24 protein-coding genes are annotated in these 23363 nt (G+C 42.6%); 8 read left to right on the top strand and 16 right to left on the bottom strand.

Annotated features, from left to right (window positions below; genetic code table 11):
* The first annotated feature begins 147 nt into the window (after positions 1-147).
* On the top strand, positions 148-408 hold the full coding sequence (locus ACYVFD_RS29440) for a hypothetical protein (protein ID WP_461094104.1): 261 nt from the start codon (positions 148-150) through the stop codon (positions 406-408).
* A 232-nt stretch (positions 409-640) separates the two neighbouring features.
* Here ACYVFD_RS29440 and ACYVFD_RS29435 read toward each other — a convergent pair whose 3' ends face one another.
* Positions 641-832 carry a hypothetical protein gene (locus ACYVFD_RS29435; RefSeq protein WP_461094103.1) on the bottom strand — a complete coding sequence of 64 codons (192 nt, stop codon included), beginning with the start codon at positions 830-832 and terminating at the stop codon, positions 641-643.
* A 176-nt stretch (positions 833-1008) separates the two neighbouring features.
* Between ACYVFD_RS29435 and ACYVFD_RS29430 the strand changes: the two genes are divergently transcribed.
* The gene (locus tag ACYVFD_RS29430) at positions 1009-1380 is read left to right on the top strand and encodes a hypothetical protein (RefSeq protein ID WP_461094102.1); all 372 of its coding nucleotides are present in this window, start codon (positions 1009-1011) and stop codon (positions 1378-1380) included.
* Between the two features lie 78 nt (positions 1381-1458).
* Here the strand turns inward: ACYVFD_RS29430 and ACYVFD_RS29425 are convergent, their stop codons facing one another.
* Complete coding sequence (locus ACYVFD_RS29425) at positions 1459-1821, bottom strand: hypothetical protein (RefSeq protein ID WP_461094101.1); 363 nt, start codon at positions 1819-1821, stop codon at positions 1459-1461.
* A gap of 307 nt (positions 1822-2128) precedes the next feature.
* On the opposite strand from ACYVFD_RS29425, the gene ACYVFD_RS29420 reads away from it, so the two are divergent.
* Positions 2129-2923 (top strand): lysophospholipid acyltransferase family protein, encoded by a 795-nt coding sequence (locus ACYVFD_RS29420; RefSeq protein ID WP_461094100.1) that lies wholly within the window; start codon positions 2129-2131, stop codon positions 2921-2923.
* A gap of 163 nt (positions 2924-3086) precedes the next feature.
* Here the strand turns inward: ACYVFD_RS29420 and ACYVFD_RS29415 are convergent, their stop codons facing one another.
* The 4 genes from ACYVFD_RS29415 to ACYVFD_RS29400 form a co-directional block, all read right to left on the bottom strand.
* Positions 3087-4445: a M43 family zinc metalloprotease gene (locus ACYVFD_RS29415; protein WP_461094099.1), complete on the bottom strand. Its 1359-nt coding sequence runs from the start codon at positions 4443-4445 to the stop codon at positions 3087-3089.
* 322 nt (positions 4446-4767) lie between these two features.
* Positions 4768-5586 carry a Fic family protein gene (locus tag ACYVFD_RS29410; RefSeq protein ID WP_461094098.1) on the bottom strand — a complete coding sequence of 273 codons (819 nt, stop codon included), beginning with the start codon at positions 5584-5586 and terminating at the stop codon, positions 4768-4770.
* Positions 5587-5865: 279 nt separating this feature from the next.
* The gene (locus tag ACYVFD_RS29405) at positions 5866-6372 is read right to left on the bottom strand and encodes a PAS domain-containing protein (RefSeq protein ID WP_461094097.1); all 507 of its coding nucleotides are present in this window, start codon (positions 6370-6372) and stop codon (positions 5866-5868) included.
* 587 nt (positions 6373-6959) lie between these two features.
* Positions 6960-8396 carry a Dyp-type peroxidase gene (locus ACYVFD_RS29400; protein WP_461094096.1) on the bottom strand — a complete coding sequence of 479 codons (1437 nt, stop codon included), beginning with the start codon at positions 8394-8396 and terminating at the stop codon, positions 6960-6962.
* Between the two features lie 622 nt (positions 8397-9018).
* Between ACYVFD_RS29400 and ACYVFD_RS29395 the strand changes: the two genes are divergently transcribed.
* Positions 9019-10377: a serine hydrolase gene (locus tag ACYVFD_RS29395; RefSeq protein ID WP_461094095.1), complete on the top strand. Its 1359-nt coding sequence runs from the start codon at positions 9019-9021 to the stop codon at positions 10375-10377.
* A 232-nt stretch (positions 10378-10609) separates the two neighbouring features.
* On the opposite strand, the gene ACYVFD_RS29390 is transcribed toward ACYVFD_RS29395, so the two are convergent.
* The 8 genes from ACYVFD_RS29390 to ACYVFD_RS29355 all read right to left on the bottom strand — a co-directional run bounded on the left by ACYVFD_RS29390 (position 10610) and on the right by ACYVFD_RS29355 (position 16144).
* Positions 10610-10966, bottom strand: coding sequence for a bleomycin resistance protein (locus ACYVFD_RS29390; protein WP_461094094.1), 357 nt, complete (start codon positions 10964-10966; stop codon positions 10610-10612).
* Between the two features lie 110 nt (positions 10967-11076).
* On the bottom strand, positions 11077-11502 hold the full coding sequence (locus ACYVFD_RS29385; RefSeq protein ID WP_461094093.1) for an EthD family reductase: 426 nt from the start codon (positions 11500-11502) through the stop codon (positions 11077-11079).
* A gap of 194 nt (positions 11503-11696) precedes the next feature.
* Positions 11697-12323 carry a hypothetical protein gene (locus ACYVFD_RS29380; RefSeq protein ID WP_461094092.1) on the bottom strand — a complete coding sequence of 209 codons (627 nt, stop codon included), beginning with the start codon at positions 12321-12323 and terminating at the stop codon, positions 11697-11699.
* An 85-nt stretch (positions 12324-12408) separates the two neighbouring features.
* Complete coding sequence (locus tag ACYVFD_RS29375; RefSeq protein WP_461094091.1) at positions 12409-12987, bottom strand: Crp/Fnr family transcriptional regulator; 579 nt, start codon at positions 12985-12987, stop codon at positions 12409-12411.
* 593 nt (positions 12988-13580) lie between these two features.
* A complete protein-coding gene (locus ACYVFD_RS29370; protein WP_461094090.1) occupies positions 13581-13727 on the bottom strand; it encodes a CcmD family protein in 147 nt (48 codons plus the stop codon).
* 28 nt (positions 13728-13755) lie between these two features.
* Positions 13756-14475: a cytochrome c biogenesis protein CcsA gene (gene ccsA / locus ACYVFD_RS29365; protein WP_461094089.1), complete on the bottom strand. Its 720-nt coding sequence runs from the start codon at positions 14473-14475 to the stop codon at positions 13756-13758.
* 167 nt (positions 14476-14642) lie between these two features.
* On the bottom strand, positions 14643-15413 hold the full coding sequence (locus ACYVFD_RS29360) for an ABC transporter permease (RefSeq protein WP_461094088.1): 771 nt from the start codon (positions 15411-15413) through the stop codon (positions 14643-14645).
* Positions 15410-16144, bottom strand: coding sequence for an ABC transporter ATP-binding protein (locus tag ACYVFD_RS29355; RefSeq protein WP_461094087.1), 735 nt, complete (start codon positions 16142-16144; stop codon positions 15410-15412). The genes ACYVFD_RS29360 and ACYVFD_RS29355 overlap by 4 nt, the downstream gene beginning before the upstream one ends.
* A gap of 204 nt (positions 16145-16348) precedes the next feature.
* Here ACYVFD_RS29355 and ACYVFD_RS29350 point away from each other — a divergent pair, with 204 nt between their 5' ends.
* The 4 genes from ACYVFD_RS29350 to ACYVFD_RS29335 all read left to right on the top strand — a co-directional run bounded on the left by ACYVFD_RS29350 (position 16349) and on the right by ACYVFD_RS29335 (position 19550).
* The gene (locus ACYVFD_RS29350) at positions 16349-17386 is read left to right on the top strand and encodes a sensor histidine kinase (protein WP_461094086.1); all 1038 of its coding nucleotides are present in this window, start codon (positions 16349-16351) and stop codon (positions 17384-17386) included.
* Complete coding sequence (locus tag ACYVFD_RS29345) at positions 17383-18096, top strand: LytR/AlgR family response regulator transcription factor (protein ID WP_461094085.1); 714 nt, start codon at positions 17383-17385, stop codon at positions 18094-18096. The genes ACYVFD_RS29350 and ACYVFD_RS29345 overlap by 4 nt, the downstream gene beginning before the upstream one ends.
* Positions 18097-18460: 364 nt before the next feature.
* A complete protein-coding gene (locus tag ACYVFD_RS29340) occupies positions 18461-18595 on the top strand; it encodes a hypothetical protein (protein ID WP_461094084.1) in 135 nt (44 codons plus the stop codon).
* 277 nt (positions 18596-18872) lie between these two features.
* Positions 18873-19550 (top strand): recombinase family protein, encoded by a 678-nt coding sequence (locus ACYVFD_RS29335; RefSeq protein WP_461094083.1) that lies wholly within the window; start codon positions 18873-18875, stop codon positions 19548-19550.
* Positions 19551-19689: 139 nt separating this feature from the next.
* On the opposite strand, the gene ACYVFD_RS29330 is transcribed toward ACYVFD_RS29335, so the two are convergent.
* Positions 19690-22815: a hypothetical protein gene (locus tag ACYVFD_RS29330; protein ID WP_461094082.1), complete on the bottom strand. Its 3126-nt coding sequence runs from the start codon at positions 22813-22815 to the stop codon at positions 19690-19692.
* On the bottom strand, positions 22805-23338 hold the full coding sequence (locus ACYVFD_RS29325; protein WP_461094081.1) for an ABC-three component system middle component 1: 534 nt from the start codon (positions 23336-23338) through the stop codon (positions 22805-22807). Before ACYVFD_RS29325 ends, ACYVFD_RS29330 begins: the two co-directional genes overlap by 11 nt.
* Between the last annotated feature and the right edge of the window lie 25 nt (positions 23339-23363).

The raw sequence follows: 23363 nt of genomic DNA, 5'->3' as shown, positions 1-23363 counted from the left end.
AACCCCCTATTTACCTTACTAGTAAGATTTACCCATTTTTAATTATGATCTTGTTTATTGGGTAGCGACCTTTGTCAAGTAGCTCTCCTAACTACTTTATGGAATAAGGGACATGATGGTAAGCTTAAGCTCTTTTACTAACCCTACATGTTCATTTATATTAGCTGTATAACTACTCAAGGCGAGCTACGCAGGTTCTCTTTTCGAAGCCCCTCCCTGGAAGTAGGCTTCAATGTGTTGAGTGCCATCCAGAAGAAGGGTGATAAGTTGCTGTCGATCCGGATAGTGGATGGTCAGCGAGCGATGGTATTACCCCCTGAGGTGTTTGATGGGCAGGATTTTAGTCAGCCCCTGCTGGCCTTAGAGCGGCAATGGAAACTCATCTTAACTAGTCGGTCAGAAAGTTGACAGCTAGCAAGGCTATACAGGTTAGCCAAGGTATGAAGCAGGATGTTTCATTAATCGCCCAAATTATCGATACTCAAATTGCTCTTTGTCTCAGAAGGGAGCCTTTTGTGAGATCATACAAAGGGGAGTTTCAATCTGCTAAACTAGAACTAGCGACATCCAAACGATCATTCAGGAATCAAAGAAAATCAATCCCGTCCGGTCACCCTGAAAAAACATCCACTAAAGTCCCTTAAGATCTTTTCCCAATCCGGGGTAGTAGCAGCAGTAGAACAAGCAGCACCAGCAGCGCGAGTGCGATTGCATACCACAAAGCTACTCGGCCCGTGTACAGCCCCATCGCCAAATAAATCACACTGCCCAATAAAACCCCTATACCCAGGGCTCTGCCAATCGTAGTCGCTTTGATCATTCGCCGTTTCATCTATTGAAAACCAACTAGCTACGCCGATTGCCAATATCCAGCTTAAAGATGAGGCTATGGATCACGCGTTGTCGGTAGCTGGACCAGTGCCTCGCTAACAGGGGTTAGCGTTTCGCTATATAGCTATCGGCGGGGTTAACAAAATGGATGCTTCTTTGTAAACCTACTTCGGTTCTATGGCTGTTCATTTTTCACTGGAGTTTACCGCTCCGTTTGGGGTGGGCGATGTGGTGTACACCTATTACCCACCCAGCCATCAGGGCGATGTTGGCGGTCCGGCATCGCACCAAATTTTGCAGGCTGTCATACTAAGCATGCGCTTGCGGCTGGATTTGGGTCCTGACAACACTTGTCTTCTGACGGAACACCTCGCTGACCAATCGATTCATGCTAAGCAGGTGGTGTATACGCTGGAACCGTTATCAATCCAGGCGCTTTCTGCCTTTGACGTGGTTTGGTCTACCGATCCTGACCGTGCCCCGACCTTATTTATCCAGCCAGAACAGTTAGTCGCTTACCTGCAAGCTAACGAGCCGTTAGGCCGTTAAACACCCATACTCTAGAGCAGGAAATGCCATCGGTTGAAAGCGGGTAGATTAAATGGACTTGCCTAGCCAAGCCAGCGATTAAGCGCCATGCGCTAAGTAAGCCTTGATTTCCTGCTCACTCCCAAATATCATCGGTGCGCTATCAGGGGCCATGGAGCACTCCACCGTAATGGCTGATTGATGAGGATCGGTCGGTGGGCTCAGGATGGTGTAGATCACGCAGGCTACCGACAACGTTTTCTGCTCCGTTGGGTGGGTTACCACCAAGGCTTTCTCCAGCTCTTCCTTTAGCACTAGTTTTACTTGGGCAATCGTGCCCGTCCGATAGGGTGGCCAGGCTGGTCCGCCCATATTGGGAATTTCACTGGGCGGATGACGGGCAAAGACCAAATCGCCGAAGCCGAAGGGGGTGGTAAAATCAAGTTGGAACTGGATAGCCATACGTTACAGGGGTTTGTTCATTAAGGGTGATGAGGGGTATAACCCTATTAAGAAAGCCGACTGCTCGGGGTAATCGTTGATTGTAAGGCTACGGCCCAGACCAAGTTCAAGATCAAGCTAAGCAAGGGCTGAGGCAGCTCGGTAAGTTCGCCCTGTTTTCATTTTCCATTACCAACGCCAAAACCTCACTTTCCACCCTAGTTAGTAAGCCATCGACTGACCGAGGAGTTGAGTTCCTATGTTCGCTTTTAAAACAAACTCGGTCTGGCTCAGGCTGGCCCACTGCTGTTCGGGCTTGGTGTTTATCGTGCTTCGATACGGCTTGCGCTACCGCTATGAGACCATTTACCGCAATCTGAGCCGGGCCTTTCCCGCCAAAGAGCCGAAAGAAGTCCTGTGCTTGCTGGAGGGGTACTATCGACATTTAAGTGATTTATGTGTAGAGCCCTTCCTATTTGCCATGGCTTCGCCCTCCTTGAGATACCATCTGGCTCGCTTCACCAATACCGCTCTGTTGCATCGACTTCATCAAGAGCAAAAGCCGGTGATTCTGCTGGCGTCTCACTACGGCAATTGGGAGTATTTGATCCAGCTACCTCTGTATTCCCCTTATCCGGTCTATACCGCGTATTCGCCCCCGCGCAAGCCGTGGCTGAATCGGCTTTTGCTCAAGCTGCGCCGACGATTCGGCGTTAAGTTAATTCCCCAGGCCTCGTTTTACCGACAGATGGTAAGTCAGGCTGAACGGATCCTGGCCGTGCTGATCGCTGATCAACGCCCAGGCCCGGCCAGTTTGAAGCATCAACTGCTGTTCTTGCACCAGCCCACGTTTGTGCAGGTGGGCGCCGAACGGCTGGCTGAGCGGATGGGCGCCGTAGTCGTCTTGATTGACTGCGTGAAAATAGACCGTTTTTGTTATGAGTACTGCTTGACCGAAATGGACTGGCGAGCGCACCCGGATAGCCCCTTGTCAATTACTCAGCGCTACTTTCATCATTTAGAAGAGCAGATTTGTCGATCGCCCGTCGAATGGTTATGGTCCCATGATCGCTGGAAATCGCCCCTCAAGCTTCAAAAACGAAACCAACTTGTCGAAGCTTAGACATACTCTCGCCTTAGGGAGGGTTATCTGAGACTTAGGCTAACTACTTTTCGTACTTTAGTACCAAAGAACGAAACCAAACTACTGTGGAACACCAAAATCGTCAATAGATGCGCGCCACTTATAGTCAAAAACTTATATTCATCCTGTCAGGTAAACATATCTAAAGTACCAATATACGGCAACTTTTTACCTCCTGACTAGTGGAAACATGGAGTAAATAAAGACCCCTAGGTAAGCCCTCTACTGATAAACCCACTCGGAGGCTGGCTGTAACAGGATAGTGCCATGCTCTTACCGAGCGACCCAGGTTGTCAAACAGGGTTAAAGACAAAGATTCAATCCCCTTAAACTGAGCATAGACTGTGGCTTCCTTTTGAACGGGGTTCGGCAACACCGTAACCAAAAGGGACTCTGTCTCGATGACAGGTTGGGCCAACCGAGCACGGCGGGGGCTGAGCTTTAAAACGGCATGCATGCGGGCAATTTGATCCGCAGTAAATAGGCTCATACATCGATCAGGTGAATAATCCATGTAGTCTTCGATTAAATTTCGAGTTTTTATGCCCGAACAAGTTGAATAAATTGGTTGACAGGAGAAGCTCTGATTAGGCCCTTCACAAGGAGGGGTATCGGCAATATAATCATCGCCACAGATGGCATCTCCCCACGTATGAAACAAGCCCAGCCAATGGCCTATTTCGTGGGTGGCTGTGCGGCCGTAGCCATAAGTAGAACTAGTGACCGTTCCCTGCTGACGACCAAAATAACGGTAGTCAATTGTTGTTCCGTCCAAGCTGCTCTCCGAAGGAGTCGATAGGCCCTGAATCGTATCATCTGCCGTGGGGAAGGGAGTGTATCCAAGATAATTCCCCGTTAAGGTGGTAACCCAAATATTTAAATAGCGGTCGCTAGGCCAGTGACTAATCTGCGATAGGGTCAAGGCATCGGTTAGATCAAAGGGTAGAAAACTAGTCTGATTTGGATAATAATGTCGTGTAATACCTGTTGTGGGTTGGCCTTGGGGGTCTGTCTGAGCGAGAAAAAACTCAATGCCACTATCACTGCCTGCCGGATTGGTAGCTCCATTAGTGCCAACCTGATACCGGTAATCTTCGTTAAGCACTTGAATCTGGGAGACTATTTGCTGATCAGAAATATTAGAATTGTTGACCCCTCCAACTTGACCACTTGCATTGGCGTGGATCACATGAACCACTACTGGAATGCGAAAAAGGGAAGCTATAGCCCGTGTCCGTTTGGCCTGGGTAGTAAGTTGAGCTATTCGTTGATTTAACGTCTCTAGTTGAACTCGTCGCAATGGGAAGTGTTGCTGGAGCATTCGTTCATATTCATCGCTTCCACAGCGGTTCAATAGCGAATCAGCCTTGGAGGATTGCGCCCAACTAGTAGTCTTTAAGTTTAGTAGTAAACCCATGGATAGCATAAAAATATATCCAGTTGACCAACGCTTATTGGGCCAATAGTCGGCTAATTCTAAACTTATAGAATGGATAACCATAGCAACGAAAAGTATAATTACCAAAATGTTTAGAAGCCAAAAAGTGGCGAGATATAACGACTATGTGGGTTGTAATATCGCTATTATCCCTTTTCGTACTTTTCTTCTTAAATTGCAAAAAGGGGTACGCTTTTAGGCTTCCGCCCCCCCTTGAAACTTACTACTTGGGTGTTTCGCAATAGATTTTATTTTCGTGTTTCCTATATTAGTACGAAAGGTAGGCTGTGTCGCATTAAACGCCCCATTTTTGACGCAGATAGATGAATGGTAGATGGCCTTATGCTGAAACGTTTATAAACAGAAGTGGTCTGCCAGCAATTCACTAAAAAAGTAATGTCAGTCCCCCCTTCTTAGGGACTTGTGGCTTGCTTAAGCGGGCAATCTCTTGAGTAAGAAACTGGGTGAGCTGACCGTACATAAAATCCGTAATCGGTTTGATCGCTTCTTGCCGACGCGACTCTTCTAGGGCAGCAATATAAGCCGTTCGATCCTGGGCATACACTAAACTTAAGGGCAAGCCATGATATTGCTGAACATAATTCATCAGCAGCCGAGAAGTGCGCCCGTTGCCATCACCAAAGGGATGAATACTGACCAATTGAAAATGTACCTGAAAGGAAAGGTCATAGACCTGCCGGACTGTTTTAGCTGCGGGTAACAGCGTGTTCATCTCTTTAAGCAAAGTGTCCACGGCCGCTGGCACCTTCTTGGCATCTAAAAACATGCGGCTACCGGCCATGGCGCTAACCGTGCGGAATTGACCCAAGCTCGAATCGAAGGTACCCAATAGGGTGTTTGTTGGACCACCCGTTTGACGCATGACCGCTGCGGCAATGGCCTGTAGCCGGTCCCGGTTCAAGGGCTCGTGTTGAGTAGCCCAGTCGAGGACCAGTTGTTGAGCGGCCTGGTGGTCAACGACCATCAAGTGGTGTTCTAACGGCTTGCCCCCCGCCGTAAGCCCTTTTTCTAACAAGGTCTGGGTCTCCAGCAGGGTCAGGGTAGAGCCTTCGATAGCGGTCGAATGATGGGTGTGCACCATTTGGTTATACAGCTCGAAGTTAATCACGCCAGTGGTGAGCGCCTGGTATTGCTTGATCAATTCAGGCAATGTAGGAGCGGTAGGGGATGTGGTTTGAGCCATGGTGAGCGGTCAGGCGATTGAGCACGAAGAGTTACTCAAAGATACGAAAGATGCTGGCTCGGAGTCGAACAGCCTTTAAAACTAGCTTTGGTTGACGTTCCAACCTCGGCTAGCCCTCTGCTGAGGCCACCCTGAATAAGTGTGACGGGTTAGCTGTGGCTCCAGAGCTTTTCTAACAGAGTAAGCTACTCTAGTAAATGCTGATTTGTCTCAGTTCGAGGAGCGTTTTCGTGAGATTAAGGCACCAGTCGATACTATTTTCGTACTTTACGTCCCAAACTACGAAAGGATCTCCTGCTCAAAGGCAATAAAGTTGACGACCTGTTGCTGCCGATTGACAAGGGGACGAATGATGATCTGACACCAATAAGGGGTTTGGTCTTTTCGGTAATTCATTAACTGACCACGTACGGTCTTCTGCCGATCAATACCCTGTTTGATGTGCTGGCGAATTGTTGGCAACGTCCCTTCTCCCTGTAAAAAACTAGGTCGGCGTCCCAAAGCTTCCTGGCTGGAGTAACCCGTCATGGTTTCAAACGGAATGTTCACATATTGTATAATCTGGTCCGTATCCGTGACCACAATAGCCCATTTGTCAGTCAATAACTCGTGGCGGATGGATGCTGGCAACTTCCAACCCTGGGTTTTGGCTAACGACACCCAACCAGGCATGCTGCTTGTGGAGAACATGTTTTTTCTAAACTCCCAGCCCGCTAGTAAGGGAGCTTGCAGAAAGGTCCGATGATGGTCAGCCAGGTATTTGTCGTAAGGTCCGCAGAAATCCATAAGTGCGAATATTGGAAATCTTATAATAACACGAGTTGGTACAAAGCTGTTTTACTATTTTAACTAAATGGTAGTCAAACGATTAAAAGATGGCAGTGATCGATGAGAAAAACAAATCAATCTAGTTTCACATCTATAACTACGATTACTCTACATACGGTATTGCAAAACCTATTGCCACCAAGAAGTTGATACCGTTTGCAGGTTTTAGTTCGAACCCATCCAACAATACTCGACATGAAGAGTTACCATTTTTCGAAATCGGAACGTTACCAACACTTACTCGAATGATTGATGGAGGACATGTACGATAAATTGAAGACGGTAATTAGGTTGCAACTACCAAAGCGGGCCAGATTTCAAATAGCCCGCTTTGGTAGTTGCAACCATAGGAGGGATTTTTTCGTTTTTTTAGAAACAATTAGTAGACTGTCGTAAGCTCCTCTAATCTTTTTTATTCAAGTTCTGACTTTATACTCATGTAGGCGTATAATATTGGACTTCTTCCAACGGGGATTCACAGTATTATTTTTATCGTAGGTAATGTTGTGAACACCCCGATGGGAAACTGAAATCACTTCCTCACCTTATACCGTTGTAAGTGACTTTAAAAAACTAATACTTGGCGTAAAAAAATATTCGCCTCCCTTGTTTTCAACAAAGTCTTTAAAGTCTTTTACGCTCTCAAGCCCGTTGGTGGTGCCCCACTGGCTTGGTAATGTGCGGTCGGTAGTGTTGGCACCCTGGCCAATAATCGGATCTTGTCCTACCAGGTGGCCGCCAATATTGCCCTGGTTGGCCCAGCTGCTTTGTAAAAATTCAAACTGCTCTTCCAGGCGGCTGTTGTAGCACATAAACAGCAAACCCACACCGCCATTGGGCTGGTCTTTTTCAAGGTCAAATTCATCCCGGCCAATATCGTTGAAGGGAATGCCCCGGCGGGTAATGCGAACTTTTTTGGCAAAAACCTGGTCTGCACCCACATCTGCCCTGGGATTGGTAATGCGTATATGGGCATGAAAGGGGCATTTAGAAGCAGCCGTATCATTCCGGTAGTCAAAGTCGTTGTTTAATTTTACGGTAGTATTGTTAATGCCTTTTTCCGTGCTCTGGTTTACGGTTTCAGTACCATCTTCAAACCGGCCCACCATCATGGCGCCGGCCAGTTCATCGTTAGGGTTGCCATTATTATCTTTTATACCGGCACCGCCGTTAAACCTTGCACTTATCTCTTGTTCTTTCATTTTGAATGCGGCCACATTCTGCTCCAGTTTTCTAAAAACAAAATAGCTTCCATAGCTGTCGGCAGTTTTGCCCCCCTTGTCTTTCACCAGCACGTTTTTGAGTGGTGCCTGATTATCGTTCCACTGGGTGGGAGGCACGGGCGCAGGAGCACCCGGCTGTGTAGGCCTTGCGGCTAAATAGTTAGGCTGACTTACACCATCAGCATAGCCAAAATGCTCAATGCCGGTGCCATGTTCATTTCGGAGTATCTTACCTTTTTGCGATACTACTATAGTAGCAAACGTGTTTATTTCGGCAGCCACCGCATTTTTTTCAGCAGTAAGGCGGCTTACCTGGTCGTCAGCCAATATTACCAGACCATCAATATTTTTTTTAAATCCAGTTTCCCAGTTAGCAGGTGAGTCTGCCAAAACAGTTTTTTGGCTACGCATGCCTTTGCGATAAGAAGGACTGTCAGGTATAGTCGTATTATCAAAACCCAGTTTGCTATACCCCGCTTTTGATAGTGAGGCAGTATAGACAATGCCGCCATCAAACGCTCCATTTTGGTGGTGTTTATCAGTGTCTTCCAATTGTTTAAAAGCACTGGTAATTTTTGTGCTGGCAAATTTTTTAAGCCATGTTTTGGCAGCCTCCACTTTGCCAGGTTTTATTAAAAAAAATAAATGAAAAGCATGTGTGCGGCCATGGTGTTTTAAAATGTTGCCCTGTAGATCTTTTAACATGGGGGTAAAAGTGGCATCAATTTTTACGTCGGTTTCATTTAGTGTAAGTGCCATAATGTGTGTTTATTTTGCCTACTCTATATACCCTTTTTCGGCATGCTGGGAGTGTTGACTTAAGGTAAAAACTAAGGATACAGTTATAATAGCTTTATGTCAACTATTTTAACTAAACTTGTAGTAATCCCCAATTATATCGTTCGTTAGATACTTCAGCTAATTCACAAAAATCTATTTTCAACTTTTCGTTAAATCAATGACAACGGTAACTACTATGAAAAAGCATAACTACGTTTCATTACGTACTATATTACTCTACTTAACAATTCACTGGCCTAGCCGTACAGGCGAAGTAGGCTTTTCAAAGTTACAGCCATAAAAATGAGCTAAGCAAGGGGGAAAATCCCGTATTTGTTAATTCATATGCTACTAACTAGAGTTAACAGATATTAAAAAAAGCCGTCTCTTGAAATGCCCGAATTATACATACGCAAATCAATCTTCGTCTCACTTTGTGGAGGATTTTGTGAGATGAACCATTTACAATGGAATTAAACCGTTCACGTATATTGCATAACAAGGTACAAGGCAATACACCTTATTGCGGTGCTGGATCTTCCAACGAGCTAGTGAGGGATTAAATAAACAACAAACAAATCAATCGATCGACGAAAAGCTGATGAGCCCACTTCGTAACTTATATACCCTGATCCTTTTTGTCTATTCACTGAATGCATTCGGCCAAACGAAGGCTCACAAGCTCGATGAATTAATGCAGGCTTATCTCAACGTCAATGAATTTAACGGATCTGTGCTGGTGAGTCGTCAGGGGAAGATCTTACTCAAAAAAGGCTATGGCTTTAGAGACCGTAAATTGAACGCAACTAACGAGCCCCAAACCATCTTCCAAATTGCTTCAATCACCAAAACATTGACCGCAACACTGGTTTTAAAATTGGTCGAACTCAAAAAATTAACCCTACAGGATAAGCTTAGTCAATTTTATCCCCATTATCCGCATGGGGACAGTATCTCCGTCCAGGACCTGTTGGCTCATACCGCTGGGATCTATAATTATACTCAGGATCGGGAATTTATGCTCCAGCAAGCCAGCAAGCCTGCCACCGAAGCTAAAATGCTGGCCCTGTTCCAGAATAAGCCCTTGGACTTTTCGCCTGGAACGGATTGGAATTACAGTAATTCTGGCTATTCGCTGCTGGGCTATATTATCCAGAAGGTCACCCAGATGAGCTATCAACAAGCGCTCAGTCAGTATGTATTGAAACCCTTAGAAATGACACAGAGTGGTTTTGATTTTAGCCAGGTAAACCCCCACAAGCGGGCCACCGGTTATTACGCCCAAACGGGTAAAGAGTACACTCAGCAAGCCCCGATTGTCGATTCATCCGTCTCTTTTTCGGCCGGTTCGCTCTATTCCACGGTTGAGGATCTCTACCGATTTCATCAAGGCTTACAGCGTCATCAGATCATCGGTGCTAACTTACAAGAGGAAGCCTATCGGCCTATTCGCCATCAATACGGCTTGGGCTGGATGATCGATACGGTGTATGGGCAGCGGGTTGTTAGTCACAGCGGAGGTATTTTCGGTTTCCGCAGTAACTTCGCTCGCCTGCCAGCCGATGATGTGTGTATCATTTTGCTGGCCAATATTGAGACGCCCGCGCTGGCTGAATTGACCAAGGGCTTGCTGGCCGTCCTCTATGAGCAGCCCTATGAGCTACCTGTTCAGAAACGATCGATTACCCTGCCGGAATCGATCTTGATGTCTTATATAGGAACCTACGAACTAAGTGAACCACATCTGGTAATCCAGGTGAACGTGGAAGATGGTCAATTAATAGCCTACCCTGCTAACGGGCCTCGATCGGTGCTGGTGGCGGAAGATGAGAATCATTTTTTTGATCAGTTGCAGGAAAGCATCCGTATCTGGTTTGAAAAGGATTCATCTGGACGTGTGGATCGGATGCTGATTAAAATGAATGGCAATACGCGTATAGGGAAGCGAAAAAGTGATTAAAATTTAAAACGATATCTCATGAAATGCCCAAATTTCAGATACTCAAATCTCGTATCGTCTCAGGCAGGAGCCTTTTACGAGATTAGGCTGATTACCTTTCAAGACCGATGTTACTTCAATTTCTGTCCCGGGGACCGCGTCCAGTTAAAGCTAGCAAGTCCAGTTGGAATGTCCGCTCTCCTTCGGGACATGCTACCTGTCGCCGGGCAAGCCGCCCAGGCGAAGCGAAGAGTTAAACGATCTGACCGAACGTGAGCAAATTTTTATCGGGATCAAGCAATGAAAATTCCTTAACACCCCATAGTTTTGTTTGTAAAGAACCGGCTGGGTGAATGATTTCTGGCTTGTCCGTTAAAGAATGGTACAACTTATCAATATCATCAGTCCTAATGTAAACTTGTCCATAGTTATCTTCAGGAACAAGATCTTCAAATAGGAAGAAGTGAATTTCAAGGCCGTCCTTTTGAATCATCAAATAATCAGGGTAGCTACTACTTCCCAACTCCTGAAAGCCCAATTGATGTAGATAGAAATCTTTTGTTGCTGCCTTACTACGCATCGGCAACTTGGGGCAAATGGCTGTGATCATTACATTTTTATTATTTAAGGCAACCTAAGGGGCATTCAAATTGTCGCCTGCGACCCGCCAAACGAACCAAAAATGTTGCCTAACCGGGGCGTTTTTGACAATTCAAAAAATCACTTTATCACTTCACTTATCAGTATAGTAGGACTGATGTTGGTGTACTTTGGAAAATCAGCGCGTATAGCCTCTATATTTGGAGCAATAGCCGCCTGATAATCACTGAGATTTTTTACATAAAAACTGCCAATCGCCATAAAGGGTAACGGAGAGTTGGGTGTTCCATTTGAAATCCCTTTTTCTATGGTATAACGTATTAGATTGGACCCTAATAAACCTGCCACAAATGGCATATGACTTTTTTCGTAATACTCCATATTAAAGGTTTTGCCTTCTGAGTATGGGTACAAAATGGACACCTTGGTTAAGCCTTTCTCGACAATATCCGCTTTGTTTTCGGATTTAGAAGCGGGTCTTTGTTGAGCAAATGTTGAAAAGTAGATGCCAAACGTTAAGACAACTAATACGAGTTTGTTCTTCATGATGGTATTTTTTGATTGTCCAGCCAAAAACTAATAAAATGTAACGATAATCTGCTTCTTTAGAGTGCAAACACCAGCGCGTTTGCGCTGTCGGCCGAAACCCGCCTAACGAGCCAAAAGCCTGACCGCTGGCGCGTTTGCCCCGTCAACCGAAACGCCGAAATGGGATTCTCAAACCTGCCCAAGCCGGGTGATTAAAAATTAAACCCAAAATGAAATCCCGGTTCTCCGAAAATGAATGTAGACCACTTATCATCCAACTGTTTAAATACATCAGGCATTTTAGTGTGATAAGCACGGTGGGTAATGGCAATTGATGGTTGAATGAAAAATCTGTCCTTAAACAGTTTGATGTGATAACCTATACGGTACGTATTGAAAATCTGAAATCCATTGTCAATTTTTTTGCCGCCATCATTCACAAAATCTTGCCAAGTAGGCATTACATTAAGTTCGGCATATAGCCCTTTACACAAAAACCGTTGGTAAGCCACAGATAAGCCATACTCACGAATGTATCCCGGAAATTTTTCTTCCGGCTTTCCGTAGGATTTATTAAAAATTGGGTGAATACCATTCGGCCAAGCATATTTCCACGTTTTTGGTTCTACTGTAATTACATCTTTACCTGTAATACGATAGCCAAAATTGAGTTGAGCGAAATTGGGAGGATTTGTAGTAGCCAAATTGCCCAATAAAAATAAAGTGCTGCCAACAAACCACCGTTTGTACGTACTGGCTTGTTTTTCATATTGTGCCTTCACCTGTAAACTACTTGCCAACACGAGGGCCAGTCCAATCCATACAATATTCTTTTGCATATCTGTTTTAATTGGTATTAAACGATCATGCAAAAGTGGATGGAGACATTCCCCAATCTCGTTCACTTAAGTTAAGAAATACGGTTTAGCTCTTTTTTTCAAGAATTCTTGCTCGTAACCTGCTTAATGATTGGGGTCTGATACCTAGATAGCTCGCTAACTGGTGTTGGGGCACACGCTGAAGAAGGTCGGGTCTTTTTTGTAGTAAGTTGAGGTATCGTTGTTCGGGGGAAGACGTCTTAAACTCATCAAAGTCCATCCGTTGTTTAGCTAACAATTCTTCCGAAAAGACTCTACACATTATATCAAACTTTGGAAATTTACTGTTTATTTCTACTTCCATATCCGAATTTGACACTAACAGAATACTGTCTTCTAGGCAACTCACATAGTATTCGGACGGCGTTTTACTTATAACACAGGGAGGTGTCAAGGCTTCCATTTCGGTGTAGAAAGCAGTCGTTTTTTCATCACCATTTAACACATAATAGGTCCGAATACAGCCTTTTAGAACAAAGTAGCTTTCTTTCGATTTTTGTCCTGCTTTGAGTAAAATCGTCCCTTTCTTTAGCGAGAAGAATATGTCCAACGAAACGATTGCGTTCTTCTCCTCTTCTGACAGAGAAATGTATTTTGCTATAAAGTCAAATAGTGTATCCTTCATTGATTTGTTGTTATAATTGTCGTCCATTACGCTTGCCACTCACAAGCACGATCCGATTTTACGCCAAAGTGCGAACGGGGGCGCCCATGCGGCTGAAAACGCAACCTAATCTGCCTTTATCAAGCTGTCGAAGAGGGGCGTTTGACTTGTCGGCAATAACCTGCCCCACCTGTCGAGCCGAACTAACTGCCGGGCTGCCGTTGCGCAACAGTTCTCGTGTCGGCTGAAGCCCGGAAATGCAAACCAAGCTTTCCCAACTTAGGCGTTTGGCTTATCAGCCGAAACGCTGGTAAAAAAGTACTTGTTGAACATCCCTCCAACAAAATATTGCTCGCGATTTTGCGGAATTATTGTCGGCTAAATGATTGACAGTAAGCTACTACTAATTTCGTTATTTTCGTCTCATTAGGTAAATATGACTCCTAAAAGCAAAGAAATCTGTTTTGCCATAAAATGACAAGCCTCATGCTATTACTGCCTTCAGATCACCTTTCTATAAGCCCCTTTGAAACGCCCGAATTATCGATACGCAAATCTCCCCTCGTCTCAGATGGGAGCATTATTTGAGAAACTTGAGGTAAACTCAATAAATATTAGTTTCTAGCACGTCGCTTGATTTTGCTCACTCGGTGGCCAATTCCAACCAAGTAGGCTAACCAGCCTACTAAAACAACGCCCATCACGGCTATGACTACCCATAGCTTTCCATCTTGGCGTAAGAACTCAGTTAACTGATCCATATAAAACGAAGTAAAAGTCTGCTGTATGTTAGTCTAGGGTGTTTTGTAAGTCAGATGTATGGGTAGTCGATGACTTTTTTAGTTCGTCCTGCTCGTCAAGCAGCGTCTCTAACCGGCGCATTCGAACCCGAAGCTGAGTCATCCAAAAACCCAGTAAGGTGAAGCCTACAAAAGCAGGTCGGATGATGCGCTTGATGGAATTATCGGCATCGTATTGATTAAACCCTGGATTGCCCCCGTTACCCGGATGTAACGAATCGGTCAATCGGGGCAGGATCAAAATGAGTGGAATGAACACCGCAAAGGCAAAGATGTTATACACCGAGGATAGTCTGGCCCGACGAGTCTCATCATCGACTGACCCCCGTAAGACAAAATAGGCCAGATACAACAGCATGCCAACGGCGACTCCATTGGTTTTTGGATCGTTGGGCCACAAATCCCCCCAGGCGAAATACGCCCAAACCGATCCGGTAATACAGCCTAACACGCCGAACAAAAGTGCGGTGTTGGCCAGCTCCACCGAAATTAGATCATCATCTAATTTTCCCTTTCTTAAATAGCGGATGGAGAAAATGGCCGATGCTAGAAGCAAGGCCATCATGGCGATCCAAAGAGGTGGATGAAAGAATGTATTGCGGATGGCTTCGTGTAAAATAGGTAATTTGGGAACGGGGCTCATCAAACCCGCAATGAAGACGTAGGCTAGAATCAGGACCGTTAGGGCTTTCCACCAATGTTTACGCATATGCTAGGAACAGTTTTAAAAGAGAGTTCTCAGCACGTGTTTCCTACTGCTAGACGTGAATTTATATCGCATTTCACTAGCTCTTTCGCCCGTATTATAAATACGCAAATCTCTCCTCGTCGAATTTGGGATGCCTGTTAAAAGATGGCTAAAATAATGGGAATTTGTTACACATGACTTCTTCGACCTAGCAGTAAAAGACTGATCATGGCTCCCAGAACATAGACACTAACACTCCACCCTAAAATCGTGTAGTTCCAGTGGTTCACCTGTAGCGTGTTGGCCAGAAAAGCAAACGGCCAGAGATAGGGGGAAAAATGACTTACCGGAAGGGTGCGGGCAATAGCGCTTGCCAGGGTGGCGAAAAGCCCCACCCCGGCAGGAATGATAAAGCCCGGATACCACAAACTAATCAGTAGTTGAATGACGATCACGCCCAAGCCGCCCACAAATAGATTCATACAAGCCAGGGGCATAAAGGCAGGTATGGTAAAATCCTGGAACCCATAGGCTGGCTTTAGCTGACCCAGTAACCAGCCGGCGCCTAGCCCAAAAAAGACTAACAAGACGTGACTTAGCGCGATCAAGGCACTCAACACGAACAGTTTACTCAGATAAATACTGCTTTTCGGCACTGGTAAGCTATACACGTAGCCCCAGGCTCGGTTTTGATGCTCAAGGGCCGCGTAGAGGGCGGATAGCAAGGAAACATAGAGTGGAAAAATAAACAGCGACCAGCCCGCCAACAGGTGCTCACAGAAATTGATCCAGGGATTAACCTCAGGTTGATAGAATTTCTCGCCGTTGGTATACCCCGCCATAAAGGTCACGACAACCACAAAAGCGGGGGCAAATAGGGATAGCCATACGATTAGCGTTCGGTTAATCTTCAGCCGCTCCATCTCTACGCTGGTGATCAAATACGTTAGTGCATTCATTGGTTTGACTTGGTCAGGATTAAAAAAATGTCTTCTAGCGTTTGTGCTGAGTTTTCGGCGGAAAAGTCACGATGAAGCTGGGTAACGGATCCTTGAAAAAGCAGCTGTCCATGATGGAGGATGCCCACATGCGTCACCAACTTTTCCATTTCGCTTAGTAAATGACTGGAAACAAATACCGTTTTGCCATAGAGTTGACTCAAGTCAATCAGCAAACGACGGATGTCCCGAATCCCGGACGGATCGAGTCCATTGGTGGGTTCATCCAGCATCAGCAACTCCGGGTTTCCCAGCAGCGCCAAGGCGATGCCTAGCCGCTGACGCATGCCCAGCGAATAGCGATCGACCCGCTTGTTAGCCTCCTGGGTAAGACCTACCATCTCTAGTACGCTGTCGATCTGGTTTCGCTCGACTCGGCGAGCCAGTCGGCCGATCTGGAGGTTTTCATAGCCGCTTAAATGAGGGTAGAGCACCGGAGCTTCAATCAAAGCGCCGATCTTAGAGAGGATCTCTAATCGGGCCTTCCGAATGTCTTGACCAAATAGGTAAATGTTTGGCTTTGCCGTTTGAATCAGTCCCAGTAGTAGTCGTATCGTAGTGGTTTTGCCTGAACCGTTGGGGCCTAGGAAACCAAAAATACTCCCCGTAGGCACTTGTAGATTGAGCTTATCAACGATGGTTTGCTGACCATGACAGTAGCTGAGTTGATGGGTTTGGATGGCGTAGGTCATTTGATTAGATTTTTGTCCAAAACAAATGAGGTTAATCCGCTAGAAAAAAGAGAGACCTTAGAAACCGCCCATTATCCAACCAACCCGTGAAATTGGCCTGCTAACCGGTTTGACGGTCCAAAAAAAGGCGTCTGACCCGACAGAAAGCCCGTTGAGGGCAGTAATAGCCATCTGATCGCTTCCTTTCAGTAACTTTATCCTCTTATGCATGACCGATTCCAGCGACTGTTCACCAAACCCATACCTGATTACGTACCGACTCTTTTTCATAGTCTGGTCTGGTTGGCCTATATCGTATCGGTTATCTATATCAATAATTCCCAAGGGGTTAATTTTATCATTGGCCATCCTAGCATCCATATCCTCGCCCAGATGATCGTCTTTTATACCAACTATCATTACTTCATTCCCACCTTACTGGCTCGCCTGAAGGTGGCTCGTTTTATGGCTGTTAATGGGCTGCTCATTCTGGGTTTGGTGAGCCTGGGCATTTCAGCTTATCACGGACTAAGAAACTGGTACCTGGGTGTTGAGGCTGGTCATTTCCCCTTGTCCTATCGGGAACAATTTATTCTACGATCTCTTGAATTATTGCTGTTTGTTGCACTCGCCTGTATCGTGCGGTTTGCTGTTGATTGGTTTACGTTTCAGCAGAAGAGAAGGGAACTCGAGAATACCCAACTCAGAACCGAGCTCTCCTTTTTACGGTCCCAACTGAACCCCCATTTTTTATTCAACACCTTGAACGCGTTGTATGGACTGGCCATCAAACAATCGGCAGACACGTCGGCGGGAATCATGCAGCTTTCTCAACTGATGCGATATGTGCTGTATGAAACGGATGAAGAGCAGGTTCCATTGGAAAAAGAAGTGGCCATGATCGAGCATTTTCTAGCCTTGCAGCGACTACGGTTACCCCTGGACTTTCCGCTTCATTTTGTCGTTCAGGGAGAAGTAGAAACCGTACGACTCGAACCGTTGCTGCTGATGCCGATTGTTGAAAATGTCTTCAAGCATGGGGCGGAGTTTGCCTCCATTTCGCTTGTATTGGATGAGACCACCTTAACCCTGCACACCAGGAATGGAATCCGAACCAAGAGCATCCAGCCGGTGGGTGGCATTGGGCTGACCAACTTAAAACGCAGGCTAACCCACTTGTATGAAAACCGCCATCAATTGCAGCTCAGTCAGACGGGTGAGCACTTTCAAACTACGCTTTTACTGACATTCCAGCGACTATGATAAAAACTCGATGCCTTGTCGTAGATGATGAACGGTTAGCCCTGGAGGTGATGGAAGCCTATATCGAGCGAGTGCCTTTCCTGCACTTGGCCAAGTTGTGCTCAACCCCGCTGCAAGCGCTTGAATTCTTAGCCCAAAACCCCATTGATGTACTTTTTCTGGATATCGACATGCCCGGTTTAAGTGGCTTGCAGTTGCTACAAACGTTGAAGAGCCCCCCACTGGTGATTCTGACTACGGCCTACTCCCAATTTGGAGTCGAAGCCTTTGCGTTGAATGTAACGGATTATCTGCTCAAACCGATTCCGTTTAACCGGTTTCTGGCCGCGGTCCAGAAAGTACAAACCCAACTCGGTACCCATCGCTTGCCTACGACTGCATCCGCGCCTGAACCCAGACCATTGACGGGTCACCTGTTCGTCAAATCCGGCGTAAAGACGATGCGTGTCGATTTAGACGATATACTATTCATTGAAGGCAAAAAAGACTACGTGTTGGTGCATACCCGCCAGCATAAGATTAGTACCCAGTTTTCGCTAACTGGCTTTATAGAGAAACTACCACCCGCCCACTTTGCCCGAATCCACCGTTCGTTTATTGTTGCCTTGACAAAAATTGACAGTATTGAGCGTAACCGCATTGTGATTGCCACCACTGAAGTCCCGATCGGAGAACTCTACCGGGAAGAATTTTTTAACCGGATTGGCTAACTTTTGTGCAGACATGCTATGTATCCGAGGAAAGCGTACCATCTTAATAAACACCCATTTTTCCAAAACATGGTAACGGCTTTACCAGTGATCCTACCTCTCTTCATTCATTAGTCTCAAATTGCCGTCTCTTGAATCAAAGTATCTTTTATTAAGAACCCCATGAGTTCGTGAGAATTTTTTCTAAACGATTTGTTGCTGTTCGGTTAATTAGGTTAGGAGAAAAATTGATAAATAAGATCTCTCCTGTTGCAGGCTACACAATAAAACGCTTCAACCGCCGTTTTATATCTGTTATGCTACTTCAGCCCCATCGATAAACCCGGTGGGGCTTTTTCATTGGCCTAAGCTTACCTTTGTGGATATGGAACCCATATCTGATCAACCTCCCTCCCAACCTGATCCAGTAGTGATCCAGAAACAACGCGTGGAACACGCTACGGATTTCTTGAGCCTCTGCGACTGGTACGCCAGCCCGGCGCTTGTCGACTGGCTATGACAGCGGCTACTATTGGGAGGATGTGCAACGAGCTCTGCGGATTGCTGCCGGCTTAGAGAAGTGGCCGGAATAATTCTCCCAACATGTACTTCCAGTTGTTTAGGCTGATAAGTAACCGATATTGAATTAATACTTAACTTACTTGTTTTGTAACATTTTCACAACGTGCCTCCGAAAATGCTACAACTATAGTTTTAGCCAATTTTACATTTTCTAAACGGACGTTTGGAAAATGTAAAATATCCCTTACCTTGCTCGAAAATTCATCCGTTGTGCCGTGGAACATCAGTTTGGACACAAACAGTACGTCGCTTATTTTCGCGTATCAACCCAACGACAGGGATCCAGTGGTCTAGGGCTTTCGGCTCAGCGTACATCTGTCAGTTCCTATATATATAGTAGAGGAGAAATTATTGCCGAGTTTACCGATATTGAGTCAGGGAAGAAAAATAATCGACCCGAGCTGCTTAAAGCAATTGACTTTTGCAAAGAGAAGAGAGGAGTGCTTCTGATTGCTAAACTCGACCGGTTAACTCGCAATGTTGCTTTTATTTTTACACTAAGGGATTCGGGTGTTGAGTTTGTCTGTGCCGATATGCCGGAAGCCAATACGCTCACCATTGGGGTGATGGCGACCATGGCTCAGCATGAACGGGAAGTTATTGGGGAGCGGACCCGCAAAGCATTAGCCGAAAAAAAACGAGCGGGGTATCAATTGGGTAAGCCGGAGAATCTCACGGCAAAGGCCACTCAAAAAGGTCTGGCCATCCGCCAGCAAAATGCCCGGGACCATGAGAACAATCGCCGAGCCGCTGCGTTTGCCAGGTCGCTACGCGGGGCAGGAGAAACCTGGAGTGGGATCGCAGAAACATTAAATGAGCATGGGTTTCGTACCCGTAGAGGAAAACAATTTCAAGCCGTGCAGGTGCAACGAATTATTGCACTTTTCAAATAATCTGAAATATTTACAAGTAATTTATACCGAAAACTATTAACTAATTACTTGTAATGCAGATAATGAATTAATCAATTTTAGATTTGGTTTCATTATTGAAAATGTAAATCTCATTTCAAAAAATAGTCAAAAATTTGGTTTATATTTTCACTTTCCCAAATGTCTCCAATTCAATAAATTTCGAATTAAATATATTTGGTGGCATTTTCTTTTTTAATAATTTATGAAAATTCTCGTCGTGTGTTGAAAGTATGATCTGTTTATTTAAATTCAAACTTATACTCCTTAATACATCAATAGTCGAAAGTATATTTATACTATCCATCGACTGAATAGGATCATCAATAAAAATACAATCTATTGGTTGCCCATCATCATCCTTAGCATTTATAGCTTTAGCTAAAAAAATACTCAAGCTTAATATATTCATCTGAGCACTACTGAAATATAAGTTTGGTATTAGATGCTCCTTATCACTTCCATTAACAAATACATTTAATTTAGGAGTATCACCAGAGAAGTCACATTTAAATACTATATTTTTATACTCAGGATGAGGGTCTATTTTTTTATATAATTTATTGATTAAATCTTCATAAAAGAATGACTCAACTTGTTGATTAATATATGAAGAAAGATTATCCTTTTCTAATAATAACATTTCTCCTATTCTGTTCTGAGTAGAAATTTTATCCTCTAAGTCTTCAATAGTCAATTGTATTGACCTATACTTTAAAAACGGAAGTACATTTTCTTTATATTCTTCGATTTTTTGATAATCAGTTAACAGCCCGTTTAATTTTGAAGCTAAAAACGTATTACCAGTAATTAGTTCATTAAAATATAATTCCAATTGCTCAAAGGTATACGTTGAAGCGTTATCGCCAAATCTACTTTCTAAAAATAGAGTAAAAGGCGATAAGTTTGTTTTTACATTTTTAATAAGGTCAGAAACTAATCGAATTTCTGAATCAATAATACTTTCATTGAATTTAGAAACAATTGAGCTATTCTTTTCTTGAGATTCTTTTAAATTTGCAATAATTTTCAGATCGCTCTCTATTTCTAATTTCTTTTCAGAAATTAAATGGCTTATTGATTCTTCATCTATCATATTAATAGATGGGTTTTTAAGTGAAAATCTACTTACTTTCACATAATCTTTTGATGTTTCTAAAGCAGTGATCTCAGCTTCAATAATTGAAATTGTTTTTCTAATTATGTTAATTTCATTCGATAATGAACGCTCTTTCTCTTGCTTAGATAATAATAGTATTGAATTTCCTTCAGTATCGATAAGCAATTTTTTTAGTTCATTTTTAATTTTCTCTTGATATTGACTAACAGTTAGAGCACCTAATTTTATTTGTTGCTCTTTTTTTATAATTTCAAAATAAGATAGCCTCTTTTTATTTAAATTCACTAAATCAGCTTTTTCAGCTTTCAATTGCTGCTTTGCGAGAATCTCATCGCGATATTCTTTATATTGATTTTCTTTTAACGAGATAATAGTTTGTTTGTGCAGTTTTAAATTAATTTCAATTTCATCAATACCTAATTGAATCGTTTTTTTATCAGCGCTTAAAACTATATACTCCTCATCTAATATTGAATTGCTTTGTATTTTATTTATAAGTTCTAGTTGTGATTCATAATTCCTTCCACAGGTAGGGCAAACTGAAGATGTATTTTTCTCAATAATGTTAAGTGCAAGTAACGCTAGCTGTTTAACATCATTTGTTAATAATGTATATTTATTTATTTTTTTATCTAACTCACTTAAATTAGCTTTAGAGTTAAAAAGTTTCTTTTGGTTTTCTTCAATTTTTGTTATTTCGCTAATAAACCTGATATCACCTTTAATAGAATTTGGAATTTCATTGTTCTTAATTTGTGTTATTTCAAATTCAATCGATCTATTTTTTAAAGTTAGTTCGGAAATAGACTTATCTAATTCAGCTATATCTTTTGAAATACTATTTAAATCTTCTGTTAGAAGATTTATCTCATTTTGATTTTCTAGTATAAATAATTCTAGTCCTATGGAATCTTGAATATTATTTTCTTTTTCAAAAATTAGATTTTGAAAGTTGTCAACTTTTGAATTTAGATCAACTACTTCTAGCTGGACTTCTTTAAGTTGATTTAATACATTAGTTAGTAAATTATTATTATTATCTAATTTTATTCTTTCACTCTTTATAGTATCATTTGTTTTATAATATACAGATAAGCTACTCTTAATTTCTTCAATTGAGAGTAAAATATTAATTTTTTCGTCTGTAATTTTTGTTTTACTATTAATTTCGTTTGAAAGTTTAGCAATTTCTAGGAATGTATTTTTTATTGTTTGGAGATTTTGTACACTTTCTTCATGTTGCCTTATAGATTCCTTCGAAATAAAATAAGTTTCTAACTCAGATTTTTTTAATAATATTTCTCTTAAATTTTCCTGAGTATAATTAATTTGATTTGTAATATTTATCTTATTTTCTGTTATTTGATTGGAGAAATCAACAAAATCTAGTTCGGTGAAATTTGGCTCGATAATAGATAATTTTTCACCTATCGATATTAAGTCGTTAATTTTTGAATTTACATTATTTAAGATTTCATTATCATTAATTGTTGGTAGTTCTTTTTGAAAGTGCAAAACCTGTTTATAGAAATAGTTTATTTTGTTATCATTTGCTTTGATTAAATGTAGTATGTTATTGTAACACACATCAAGCTCTTTGTCACCAAAAAAATCTACAAACTTTTGATATCTTACTTCTGGTTTATCTTCTTTTAAGAATGAATCTATACTATCTTGAGAAAGTATTACCTTTCTAAAATAAATATTTTCAGACTTTTTATCTTCAAAATCGTAGTCCCTACTATCAATGCGTGCTGCTAGTGGCACTGGGCGGCTCTTTTCCTCATCAGGATTTGATAGAAATACTTTTACAAAACCTGGTAGATCTTCAGAACTATGCTTATGTCTAAGTATATACTGTGGGCTTTTACCTCCCTCAATTTCATATTTCAGGTTTTTCTCATCTTGAGCGTACTCTTTGTTAATTGTGTGTCTTATGAATCTATAAATATTATTCGTAATCGCCCATTCGACAGCATCATAAAAAGATGTTTTACCAAAACCATTAGGTGCATAAATAGAAACAAAATCAGCATACCTCCCTTCCTCAGTTTGGAAGTCGAACGTACAGTCTTTTACTTTATCGTATGCTCGGAAAGCTTGAATTTCAACCTTTTTAATCTTCATATTTCAACTTAGTTTCTATTTCCTCGAGGACAGCCTCTACTTCTTTAGTACTATTTCTACTTAACTTTATTCTTCCTTTACTAACATATTCCCAAATTTCCGAGTTTGATTGGTAGTCTTTGAATGTTTTATTGTTTTTTATTATGCTTAATTCTAGATCTTTGTTAGTTATATAATTTGCAATTAATATATTATTGAGTAATTCATTTTTCTCTTCCTTTTGTACAACATGCACAATCTTCCTACTAGAAAATTTATCATTTTCTATTTTATACATTAGACTTATAGTAACTTTTTCATAACATTTATATATAATATATATATTCCATTTTTCAAAATCACTTTTTAAGTGAGCTTGATAATAAGATGCTATTGTACTCGATATTTCGCGCCACACTTTTTCTAATTTTTCGACATTTGGAACGCTTACAATGAACACACTAACTATTCCTCCATAATTAACTTTTTCTAAGATAATTTCATTATCAGGAAAAAGACGTTTAAAAATTTCTTGAGTTTCCATATTAGACTACGTTTTATCTCCAACT

The sequence above is a fragment of the Spirosoma gilvum genome, from assembly GCF_054776815.1.
Note: the sequence above shows the minus strand (reverse complement) of the source record. Positions and strands in the feature narration are given on the sequence as shown.